Origin of the sequence: Dyella sp. (assembly GCF_036568765.1) — a bacterium.
GTDB lineage: Bacteria > Pseudomonadota > Gammaproteobacteria > Xanthomonadales > Rhodanobacteraceae > GSA-30.
Window position 1 is genome coordinate 1 of sequence record NZ_DATCRY010000009.1, and the last position, 9,802, is coordinate 9,802.

Consider the following 9,802-nt stretch of genomic DNA (forward strand, 5'->3'; position numbering starts at 1 on the left):
GTACAGGCCAACGTGTTGGTGCCGTCGATGTTCATCGCGCACGAGCCACAGATACCCTCGCGGCAGGAACGACGCAGGGTCAGGGTCGGATCGATCTCGTTCTTGATCTTCAGGAGCGCGTCCAGAACCATCGGACCGCACGCGGCCAGATCGACCTCGTAGGTATCGATACGGGGGTTCTGGCCGTCATCCGGCGTCCAGCGGTAGATGCGGAAGGTCCGCGGTTTTTTCGCGCCCTTCGCCGGGTAGTGCTTGCCCTGCTGGACCTTGGAATTTTTGGGTAGCGTGAACTCAGCCACGGTTGCCTCGCTTTGATTGTCTTGCCTTGACTGCCCGCCTGTGGGGCGGGCGCCTTACAGCATCGGTTCGGGCGCGCTCAGTAAACGCGCTTCTTCGGCGGCACGACTTCCACGTCGCTGGTCATGGTGTACATGTGCACCGGACGGAAATCGAAACCCGCCTTGCCCTGCTCGTCCACCGACACCAGCGTGTGCTTCTGCCAGTTGGCGTCGTCGCGATCAGGGAAGTCCTCGCGGGCATGCGCGCCGCGGCTTTCCGGGCGCTGCTCGGCCGAGTACATCGTCGCCACCGCCTGACCCAGCAGGTTCGACAGCTCCAGCGTTTCGATCAGGTCGGAGTTCCATACCATCGAACGATCGCTGACGCCGACATCCTTGAAGGAGTCGTACACCTTGGAGATCTTCTCGCAGCCTTCCTTGAGCGACTGCCCGGTACGGAACACAGCGGCATCGGACTGCATGGTGCGCTGCATTTCGGCGCGGATCTTCGCGGTCGGCAGGCTGCCCTTGGCGTGACGCAGGCCATCGAAGCGACCCAGCGCCTTGTCCAGCACGCTGGCCGGAAGATCCTTGTGCGGCGCGCCCGGCTTGACGATCTCCGCGCAACGATGTGCCACCGCACGACCGAACACCACCAGATCCAGCAGCGAGTTCGAGCCCAGGCGGTTGGCACCGTGCACCGACACGCAAGCCGCCTCGCCGATGGCGAACAGGCCTGGCACCACGGCGTCGACGTCATCGCCGCGCTTCTGCACGACTTCGCCGTGATAGTTGGTCGGAATACCGCCCATGTTGTAATGCACTGTCGGGATGACCGGGATGGGCTCCTTGGTCACGTCCACGCCAGCGAAGATGCGTGCCGATTCGGCAATGCCCGGCAGGCGCTCGTGGATCACATCCTTGCCCAGGTGCATCAAGTTGATATGGATGTGGTCCTTGTGCTCGCCCACACCGCGGCCCTCGCGGATTTCCATGGTCATCGCGCGGCTGACCACATCACGCGAGGCCAAGTCCTTCGCGTTCGGCGCATAGCGCTCCATGAAGCGCTCGCCGTTGGAGTTGGTCAGGTAACCGCCTTCGCCACGAACGCCTTCGGTAATCAGGCAGCCCGAGCCATAGATGCCAGTCGGATGGAATTGCACGAACTCCATGTCCTGGAGCGCGAGGCCAGCGCGCAGCACCATGCCGCCACCGTCGCCGGTACAAGTATGCGCCGAGGTCGCGCTGAAGTAGGCACGGCCGTAGCCGCCGGTCGCCAGCACCACCGCGTGACCGCGGAAGAAGTGCAAGGTGCCCTCGTTCATGTCCAGCGCAAGCACGCCACGGCAAACGCCTTCCTCATCGAAGATCAGGTCGATGGCGAAGTATTCGATGAAAAACGTGGCGTCGTGCGCCAGCGCCTGCTGGTACAGCGTATGCAGGATGGCGTGGCCGGTGCGGTCGGCGGCCGCGCATGTGCGCTGCGCAGTGCCCTTGCCGTAATGCGTGGTCATGCCGCCGAACGGGCGCTGGTAGATCTTGCCTTCCTCGGTACGCGAGAACGGCACGCCGTAGTGTTCCAGTTCGATGATCGAGGGGATCGCCTCGCGGCACATGTACTCGATCGCGTCCTGGTCGCCCAGCCAGTCCGACCCCTTGATGGTGTCGTAGAAATGGAAGCGCCAATCGTCCTCGCCCATGTTGCCGAGCGCGGCGGAAATACCGCCCTGTGCCGCCACCGTATGCGAGCGCGTCGGGAACACCTTGGTGATGCAAGCTGCCTTCAAACCTTTCTCGGCCAGACCGAAAGTGGCACGCAGACCCGCGCCGCCGGCGCCGACCACGATCACGTCGTACTTATGTTGTTGAACCTTGTAGCTTTCCATCTCGCTTATGCCCCTAGAGCGATGCGCAGCACGGCCAGCACGCCCGCGAGCGCGCACAACACCGCGAGGAACTTGATGACAGCGATGGAAGTGACCTCCTTCCAGCGCGTATGGACGTAGTCTTCGATCACCACCTGCAGGCCGAGCACGGCATGCCAGAAGGCGGTGATGACAAAGGCAACCAGCAGCACCGCATTCCACGGCTTGGCGATCGCCGCCCGCGCGGTGGCGTAGTCGGCATGCAGCAGGCCGAGGACGGTAACCGCCAGCCAGATCGTCAGCACGACCAGCGCGGCGGCGGTCATGCGCTGGGTCCACCAGTGACCCACGCCCGACTGCGATGAACCCAGGCCGCGGGCGCGCTTGAGCGGATTGCGGAAATCCTTGGCGCTCATGCGGCACCTCCGGCGGTCAGCACATAGCCCCACACGGCCACGGTCAACAGGATGCTGACAATCACCGAACTCCAGCTCGAACGGACGAATTGAGCGATTTGATAGCCCATGCCGGCGTCCTGCAGCAGATGGCGGATGCCGTTGCACAGGTGGAAGAACAACGCCCAGGTCCAGCCGAACAGCAAAACCAGACCGATCGGGCTGCCCATGCAGGTCTTGAATTGAGCGAAGGCCGCGTCGCCGCTGGCCAAGGCGAGCAATGCCCACAGCACCACCAGGGTACCGACGGCCAACGCGATGCCGGTGGCACGATGCAGGATGGAGGTCACCATCTGCACTTGCCACTTATATATCTGTAGATGGGGAGAGAGCGGTCGTTGGGTGTCTGCCATGGCGGCTATCCTGTCTTGGAATCGCTAGATGCCCTCACCGCCCAACCCCTGCCCCAAGCCCGTGCCGACCCATCAAAGCCGGCCCGGCGGGTCAGAAGTCGATACAGCGACCGTTCTTTTCCCAATCGCCGTAGCGCGTGGGATCGGGCGCCGGCCGCTCCAGCGGGGCCTTGTCCACAGCCGGCGTGACAGGCACGGCGGCAGGCTCCGCTGGCGCGGAGGCGGGCTTGGATTCGGCTGGAGAGGACGTGTCGGACATAGGTTTTATAAAGCCGCGGAAGGGTAATACTTGCGGCAATACAGCACAACCTTGACGGACGCCGCCAGACCTGCAAGACGCATGCCGCCCAGGTCGGCCACACTTGAGTTCGCCGACCCCGCCCCCAGGTCTCATTGCTTATGAGTGCCTACCCCGCCGAAACCTTGCTGCTCGAAGGACCCGACGCGATCGCCTTCGCGCAAGCGCAATTGAGTAGCCGCATCGACGAGATCCCCAACGGTCAATGGCGCTTCAGTGCCTGGCTCGATGCGAAGGGTCGCGTCATCGCGCTGTTTCATGTCGCCCGACTCGCGGACGATCGCTTGTTGCTTCTGCTGCGAGGCGGACGCGCGCAAGACATCGCGACATCGCTGCAACGCTTCGTGTTTCGCTCCAAGGTCAAGATCGTTGCGCAATCGACACGCGCGTTGTCGTGCGGCGCAAGCTTACCGATGCACATAGTTGAATCCGACGATACGCGTTTTGTATTCGGTTGTAATACGCACAGTCTTGTTGTCGGTGAAGCAAGCGACGATGACTGGCATTTGCCGCAACTGCACATGGGTTGGCCCTGGCTCCCCGATAATGCACAGGGCGAGCTGCTACCGCCTATGATTTCTCTGCATCATTTACATGCAGTAGCTATAGATAAGGGCTGTTATCCGGGCCAGGAAATCGTTGCACGCCTGCACTATCGCGGCGGCAATAAACGGCATATGCATAGCGTCGTATTGTCGCGGCAGGTTGTCGCAGGCAGTGTATGGCGCGACGGTGAGCGCGAAGCCTTGCGCGTACTCGACATCGTCGAACATGACGGCGCGTTTGAAGCGCTTGCGATCATCGCCGATGACGTTGTCGAACGCTTGAATGACAACACGTTAGCGCTCGATGACGCACCGTTCACAGTTTTGCTGCGCGAACAGTGGCCGAACTAAAACATGTACCGCGATTGAATGCACATCGCAAAAAGATGAACGTGAGCGCAATGTGAATTCAATCATCAAGGCACTTGCTACTTGGGTGAACCGCCTTTAGTCTCCGCCGGTCAAATTGAAACGACGCCTCTCGCCCAGGTGTCACATAACGCGACGAACCGGAGGGGTCCGGATCGGCGCGACCCGGCTGAAGATGCCGGAGTAAACAACCGCCATCGTGCGGATCGGCTGTCGCAGTCGTGTGTTTTCCTTTGAAAAATAAGGATGCGCCGTACGTGCTTGACGCCAGTCAACGAATACGCGAACAGCTCCCGGACAGTTGTTCAAGTAGCCGCAATCCCGCGGCGAAGCGTTCAGCCACAAGTTTCGGCATGAACGAGTAATCCAGGTGGAACGGCCTGCCCGCCCGTCCACCGCAACGGCGCTTGAGATCACGCTTCTCGATTTCCTGCGTACAGCACGTTGGAGGCAGACAATGAAACTTTCCATGTTGTTGTGGTTGGCGTCCGTGCTGCCACAACCCCTCGCCGACCAGACCTGCCTGGCGACGACGGTGTATCTCGAGGCACGCAGTGAGCCGACCAACGGGCAGTTTGCCGTGGCGGAAGTCGCACTACGCCGTCGCGAACGCGGCCAGTGGGGCGATACCGTTTGCGAAGTGGTGAAGTCGCCGCATCAATTTGCGACTGCCACTACGCCGGCAACTTTCGACATCAGCAATCTCGATGCCTTCAACAAGGCATGGAAGATCGCCGGCGAATCGATCGATAACTGGTCGCTTCCACTGGCCGAGCGACGTTTGCTGGTCCCGCATGCAGATCACTTCGCCACCGTTTCGGTGTCACCGTTCTGGTCGCGCAACAACAATGGCAAGGCCGTCGGCACGATCGGCGAACACACTTTCTATCGCGTCAACTGAAGCGCGCATCTCACTTACAAAAAAAGCCCTCTTTCGAGGGCCTTTTTTTCTTTTTCATATGGACGTCCAAACGTCCAATTCATTTACCTTGCGTAGACGCGGTCGCCGCGAATTTCCACATAGTCGCCTGGACGCACACCAGGATCCTCGCGCTGGGTAACCGTAGCGTAGCGGCCGTCATCCATGCGGATGCTGACCTGGTATGCCCAATCCCCACGATCGCTGTTCTTGCCGATCTGATTGCCGGCGACGCCACCGGCTACCGCACCGACCACGGTAGCGGCCTTGCGGCCATCGCCCTTGCCGATAGTGTTGCCTAACACACCGCCGGCCACCGCACCGATCACGGCACCGAGCGTTCCCCCATTACCACCGCCACCGGTATTGACCTGCTGGATATCCTGCACCACACCGCATTGGCAATAACGCCCCTGCGAGCTCGGCGGCGGCGGGCGATCCACATACCGCGGACGTGTGTCATACGGCTGGCAACCGGCCAGGCTCACACTGGCGGCAACCAACGCCGCGGCGATCCATTTATTGTTCGACATGCCCATAAGCGGCCTCCTTTAGCGCGCGTCAGACACTGTGACTACGCCTTCCTGGACTTCCAGACGATCGCCCGGATCGTGGTCCATGCGCACCGTGCGCGTAACACCCTTGTACTCGTAACGCACGTCGTAAGCCACAATCTTGTTCGGATCGGCCGCGGTGGTCGAGCAACGACGCTCTACCTGCTGAGTGACCTGCCCGTGCTGATGGCTCTCCTCGATTTTCTTACCGGCGTAACCGCCGCCGACCGCACCTGCAACCGTCGCCAGCGTGCGGCCCTTGCCGCTACCGACTTGGTTGCCCAGCAGCCCGCCGGCAACCGCGCCGATGGCCATACCGGCAATTTGATGCTGGTCTTTCGGCGGTGCAGTATGCGTGACGACTTCGTCACGGCAGACGCGCTGCGGCGTGGTGTCGCGAATCGGATCGACGCTGACCACGCGAGCGAATTTGGCTCCGTTGTCGGCACCGGTGCCGGCAGTCGTGCCCGGATCGGCATTGGCGTCGCGATCGCAGGCAGACAGGCTTAGCGCGAGTGCAGCCGTTACCCCCAAACTAAGCGCATTGACCATCAACCTGTTCATGGAGAATCTCCTCGTATTGTGAGCGACCATGTCGACGCTACGTCAGCGCCCCCGAAAACATGGCCCGCGGCGCATTAGATACCGGCGGATAACTGAATAAGGGCTAGACCAAACCGACGCATGGCGTTAAAGGTTACGTCGCCTCGCAAGAACGTGATACGAATCCGCTATTTCCATTTGAACGATTGCCAAACGCGCGCTCCTATGCCTCTCCAACTGATCGACAGCCATGTACACCTGGACGACGCCAGCTTCGATCCGGACCGCCCGGAGGTCATCGAGCGAGCCCACGCGGCCGGTGTCACGGCCCAGGTTATCCCCGGGATCGACGCCGCCAGCTGGACGCAAATCCGTCAGCTCTGCGAAGGCAACCGTGGCTTGTATCCGGCCTATGGCCTGCACCCGCTGTTCCTCGCCCGGCACCGTCCAGAGCATATCGAGCAGCTCCCGACCTGGCTGGCACGTGGGGATGCTGTCGCGGTGGGCGAGATTGGCCTGGATTTCTTCGTCGATGGCCTGCCCGCCGAAGATCAACGCTTCTATTTTCAGCGGCAATTGGCGATCGCGCGCGAAGCGAACCTGCCGGTGATCCTGCATGCGCGCAAGGCCCTGGAGGAAGTCACCCTTACGCTACGGCGCACAGGCGGGCTGCGCGGGGTTGTGCACAGTTTTTCCGGCAGCGAGGAACAGGCGCGGCAGTTGTTCGAGCTTGGCTTTTATATCGGCATTGGCGGGCCGATTACCTATGAGCGCGCCCGGCGCCTGCGTCGCGTCATCGCCACGATGCCCATCGATTATTTGCTGCTGGAAACCGACTCGCCCGACCAACCGCTGTCGACGCATCGTGGACAGCGTAATGAGCCCGGTTATCTGTCCGAAGTGCTGGCGGCGGTGGCTTCACTGCGCGGCGAGAGTATCGAAGCGATTGCGGCGGCGACGACAGCCAATGCTTCTCGGCTGTTTGAGATCAGCGCTTCGTAAAGGCGATCCGGTTGCTCTGGAGTGAGTGAAGAGAAGTGAGGAGCAAGTAAGAGCAGCAAACCGCGGCATGTCGCGTTCTCTAGGCCCCCGCCGCTCTCCGCTCGCTGCTCTTGGAGCCCGGGCACTTGCAAACCCCATTCTCCCCTTGCTACCTTTTATTCCACCAGTGAACTATCCGCTGATGAAATGACCAAGCTCAACCCGTGCATCCTCATGATCGATGAGGGCATTACACAGATCCAGCACAGCATTCCGGACCTTCCGGCGGCAGATGCGCGGATCGCGCGCATGCTTCGCCTGGTCGGTGCGCGCGTGGAGGAAGAGCTCGCGCGCAAACTTAAGCCGTACAAGCTCAACGATAGCGAGTTCATGACGCTGAATATCCTGTATAGCCGGCCGGATGGCACATCCACGCCAGGCGAACTGTGCGTATTCACTTCGCAAGGCGCCACCAATATGACTCGCATCACGAATGCGCTGGTCAAACGTGGACTTATTACCCGGCAGCACAGTAAGGAAGACCGGCGACGCGTCACCATTCGCATCACGGCGACAGGCAGGCAATTCGTGCAGAAAATGCTGCCGCCGATGTTTCCGCAACTCAAAGAAGTCTTCACCGGCTTCAGCGACGGCGAAAAGCGTCATTTCGACCGTCTGCTACGCAAGTTGGCAACCAATCTCGACTATCTGGACCCGGACGACTGATATGAAGCTCGCTCCGCAATCATCCCTTCGTTTCCGCGGCAGCCTGCTCGCCGGCGCGCTGGCCGTGATGCTGGCTGGCTGCACGATTCCCGCCAAGCTGGCGCACCCTGCTTTGCGCGACGATGTGCCACTGGCAGGCCTGCAAACGCAATCGCATGCCGGCTGGCCGGATGCGCAATGGTGGAAGGTCTACGGCGATTCGCAACTCGATAACCTGATCGACGTGGCGATGAAGCAATCGCCCGACCTGGCCCAGGCCCATTCGCGCGTGCAGAACGCCGAACAGAATGTCCGTGTCGCGGCGGCACAGGCGGGCCTCACCATCAACGGCAGCGCGCAGGTGACACGCCAACGGCTCAGCGAGCACGGCATGATCCCGCCGCAGTTCCTCGGCTTCACCTGGTACAACCAGGCGGATCTGGGTGTGCAGTTCCAATACGACTTCGACTGGTGGGGCAAGAAGCGCTCCGCGATCGAGGCCGCGCTCGATCAGGCACATGCCGCCGAAGCACAGCGCAGCGCCGCCGCACTGACCATCCAGAATGCGGTAGCCGATACCTACTTCGGCTGGCTTGCAGATCGTGCGCGCGTACAAATCGCCGACCAGGCAATCGCCACCCAGGAGCGCATGCTGCGTATTGCGCAACTGCGTGTGCGCCAGGGCGTAGACCTGAGCGATACCGTGACGCAATCCCAGAGCCAGCTATCGGCAACGCGCCAGATGCGCGTGGCGATCGACAGTTCCAGCAAGATTCGCCTGGCGGCGTTGGCTGCCCTGCTCGGTGTCTCCCAAGCGGAGTTGCCGACCTTGACGCCGCGACCGCTGCCGGAAATCAAGAGCGGCATGCCGGAGAACGCCCGCCTGGACCTGGTCGCACGACGCCCGGATATCGCCGCGAGCCGCTGGCAGGTCGAATCGGCACTGAAGCAGACCGACGTCGCCCGCGCGCAGTTCTATCCGGATGTCAGCATCAGCGCGATGGCGGGCCTGTCCAGTACCAACCAGGGCGGCCCGAACATTCCCGGGCTGTCCGGCGGCAGCGGCGGTGGCGACCTGGGGAATATCTTTTCGCGTGGCAGCCGCGTGTTCGGCCTGACGCCAGCCATCCACCTGCCCATCTTCGAAGGCGGCCAGTTGGAAGCAGCCTACGGCGTGAGTAAAGCTCAGCTCGATGCAGCTATCGCGCAGTACAACAGTACCGTCAACGATGCCGCGCGCGACGTCGCGACCCAAGCACTTAGCGCCGATCAGCTCGCCGCGCGCCGCGCCGAAAAAGAAAAACAACTCGACGCGAATCGACGTCTGGTCGCCACCGCGCAGGCGCGCGCCCGTCAAGGCGTACGCGATGCACGCGAGTCGCTGGCAGCCGACGCACAACTGCTGCAACAACAAGATGACGCCGTCAGCCTGCATGCGCAGGCCCTGTCGACCGATCTGAACCTGATCAAGGCCCTGGGCGGCGGCTATCGCCAGGATCCGGGCACCGCCGCTTCCGCTTCCACGCCTTCCTCTGGAGACGCCCCATGAGCGCCACTGACTCCCACGCCGCGCCAAAGGACGATAACAACGATAGCGGCATGGCCGCCAAGGATCCGGCCAAGCGCCGCCGCGCGTTGTTGATTGTTACGCTGCTCTTCGTGCTTGCTGCCGCAACCTGGCTGTTGTTGTGGCTGTTCGTATTCTCCAAGCGCGAAGTGACCGACGACGCTTATGTCAACGGCAATCAGGTTGCGATCTCCACGCAGGTTCCCGGAACGGTCGTTGCGATCTACGCCGACGACACGCAGCGTGTCGAAGCCGGCCAGGTGCTGGTCAAGCTCGATAGCACCGATGCCGATGTGCGCCTGCGCCAGGCGCGCAGCCAGCTGGCCCAGGCGGTACGGCAGGTGCGCCAGCAGACCAGTTCGGCCAGCAG

The 9,802-nt window shown here is 61.9% G+C and carries 13 protein-coding genes; 6 read left to right on the forward strand and 7 right to left on the reverse strand.

Annotated features, from left to right (window positions below; all coding sequences use genetic code 11):
- The 5 genes from VIM98_RS00530 to VIM98_RS00550 all read right to left on the reverse strand — a co-directional run.
- Positions 1-299, reverse strand: a 299-nt coding sequence (locus VIM98_RS00530; RefSeq protein WP_331991131.1) for a 2Fe-2S iron-sulfur cluster-binding protein, incomplete at its 3' end; no start/stop codon positions are given.
- 77 nt (positions 300-376) lie between these two features.
- The gene (gene sdhA, locus VIM98_RS00535) at positions 377-2,164 is read right to left on the reverse strand and encodes a succinate dehydrogenase flavoprotein subunit (RefSeq protein WP_331991132.1); all 1,788 of its coding nucleotides are present in this window, start codon (positions 2,162-2,164) and stop codon (positions 377-379) included.
- A gap of 5 nt (positions 2,165-2,169) precedes the next feature.
- A complete protein-coding gene (gene sdhD, locus VIM98_RS00540) occupies positions 2,170-2,559 on the reverse strand; it encodes a succinate dehydrogenase, hydrophobic membrane anchor protein (protein WP_331991133.1) in 390 nt (129 codons plus the stop codon).
- On the reverse strand, positions 2,556-2,951 hold the full coding sequence (gene sdhC, locus VIM98_RS00545; RefSeq protein ID WP_331991134.1) for a succinate dehydrogenase, cytochrome b556 subunit: 396 nt from the start codon (positions 2,949-2,951) through the stop codon (positions 2,556-2,558). The genes sdhD and sdhC overlap by 4 nt, the downstream gene beginning before the upstream one ends.
- A gap of 91 nt (positions 2,952-3,042) precedes the next feature.
- Positions 3,043-3,210 carry a DUF1674 domain-containing protein gene (locus tag VIM98_RS00550; RefSeq protein WP_331991135.1) on the reverse strand — a complete coding sequence of 56 codons (168 nt, stop codon included), beginning with the start codon at positions 3,208-3,210 and terminating at the stop codon, positions 3,043-3,045.
- Between the two features lie 140 nt (positions 3,211-3,350).
- Between VIM98_RS00550 and VIM98_RS00555 the strand changes: the two genes are divergently transcribed.
- Together VIM98_RS00555 and VIM98_RS00560 are read left to right on the forward strand one after the other, a co-directional pair.
- The gene (locus VIM98_RS00555) at positions 3,351-4,145 is read left to right on the forward strand and encodes a folate-binding protein (protein ID WP_331991136.1); all 795 of its coding nucleotides are present in this window, start codon (positions 3,351-3,353) and stop codon (positions 4,143-4,145) included.
- Between the two features lie 475 nt (positions 4,146-4,620).
- Positions 4,621-5,064, forward strand: coding sequence for a cell wall hydrolase (locus VIM98_RS00560; RefSeq protein ID WP_331991137.1), 444 nt, complete (start codon positions 4,621-4,623; stop codon positions 5,062-5,064).
- An 83-nt stretch (positions 5,065-5,147) separates the two neighbouring features.
- Here VIM98_RS00560 and VIM98_RS00565 read toward each other — a convergent pair whose 3' ends face one another.
- Both VIM98_RS00565 and VIM98_RS00570 read right to left on the reverse strand, forming a co-directional pair.
- Positions 5,148-5,615, reverse strand: a complete 468-nt coding sequence (locus VIM98_RS00565) for a glycine zipper 2TM domain-containing protein (protein WP_331991138.1) — start codon at positions 5,613-5,615, stop codon at positions 5,148-5,150.
- A gap of 18 nt (positions 5,616-5,633) precedes the next feature.
- A complete protein-coding gene (locus VIM98_RS00570) occupies positions 5,634-6,200 on the reverse strand; it encodes a glycine zipper 2TM domain-containing protein (RefSeq protein ID WP_331991139.1) in 567 nt (188 codons plus the stop codon).
- Positions 6,201-6,404: 204 nt separating this feature from the next.
- On the opposite strand from VIM98_RS00570, the gene VIM98_RS00575 reads away from it, so the two are divergent.
- The 4 genes from VIM98_RS00575 to VIM98_RS00590 form a co-directional block, all read left to right on the forward strand.
- Positions 6,405-7,181, forward strand: a complete 777-nt coding sequence (locus VIM98_RS00575; protein WP_331991140.1) for a TatD family hydrolase — start codon at positions 6,405-6,407, stop codon at positions 7,179-7,181.
- A gap of 186 nt (positions 7,182-7,367) precedes the next feature.
- Positions 7,368-7,886 carry a MarR family winged helix-turn-helix transcriptional regulator gene (locus tag VIM98_RS00580; RefSeq protein WP_331991141.1) on the forward strand — a complete coding sequence of 173 codons (519 nt, stop codon included), beginning with the start codon at positions 7,368-7,370 and terminating at the stop codon, positions 7,884-7,886.
- Position 7,887: 1 nt separating this feature from the next.
- Positions 7,888-9,414 (forward strand): efflux transporter outer membrane subunit, encoded by a 1,527-nt coding sequence (locus tag VIM98_RS00585; RefSeq protein WP_331991142.1) that lies wholly within the window; start codon positions 7,888-7,890, stop codon positions 9,412-9,414.
- Positions 9,411-9,802 (forward strand): biotin/lipoyl-binding protein (locus VIM98_RS00590; RefSeq protein WP_331991143.1); only part of this gene is annotated, 392 nt, incomplete at its 3' end. The genes VIM98_RS00585 and VIM98_RS00590, both read left to right, overlap by 4 nt.

What these genes read in the sequence shown, in the direction of transcription:
- VIM98_RS00550 (WP_331991135.1), bottom strand. Translation starts at nt 3,210, where the DNA reads ATGTCCGACACGTCCTCTCCAGCCGAATCCAAGCCCGCCTCCGCGCCA.
- sdhA (WP_331991132.1), bottom strand. Translation starts at nt 2,164, where the DNA reads ATGGAAAGCTACAAGGTTCAACAACATAAGTACGACGTGATCGTGGTC.
- VIM98_RS00575 (WP_331991140.1), top strand. Translation starts at nt 6,405, where the DNA reads ATGCCTCTCCAACTGATCGACAGCCATGTACACCTGGACGACGCCAGC.
- VIM98_RS00570 (WP_331991139.1), bottom strand. Translation starts at nt 6,200, where the DNA reads ATGAACAGGTTGATGGTCAATGCGCTTAGTTTGGGGGTAACGGCTGCA.
- VIM98_RS00555 (WP_331991136.1), top strand. Translation starts at nt 3,351, where the DNA reads ATGAGTGCCTACCCCGCCGAAACCTTGCTGCTCGAAGGACCCGACGCG.
- VIM98_RS00560 (WP_331991137.1), top strand. Translation starts at nt 4,621, where the DNA reads ATGAAACTTTCCATGTTGTTGTGGTTGGCGTCCGTGCTGCCACAACCC.
- sdhD (WP_331991133.1), bottom strand. Translation starts at nt 2,559, where the DNA reads ATGAGCGCCAAGGATTTCCGCAATCCGCTCAAGCGCGCCCGCGGCCTG.
- sdhC (WP_331991134.1), bottom strand. Translation starts at nt 2,951, where the DNA reads ATGGCAGACACCCAACGACCGCTCTCTCCCCATCTACAGATATATAAG.
- VIM98_RS00565 (WP_331991138.1), bottom strand. Translation starts at nt 5,615, where the DNA reads ATGTCGAACAATAAATGGATCGCCGCGGCGTTGGTTGCCGCCAGTGTG.
- VIM98_RS00580 (WP_331991141.1), top strand. Translation starts at nt 7,368, where the DNA reads ATGACCAAGCTCAACCCGTGCATCCTCATGATCGATGAGGGCATTACA.
- VIM98_RS00585 (WP_331991142.1), top strand. Translation starts at nt 7,888, where the DNA reads ATGAAGCTCGCTCCGCAATCATCCCTTCGTTTCCGCGGCAGCCTGCTC.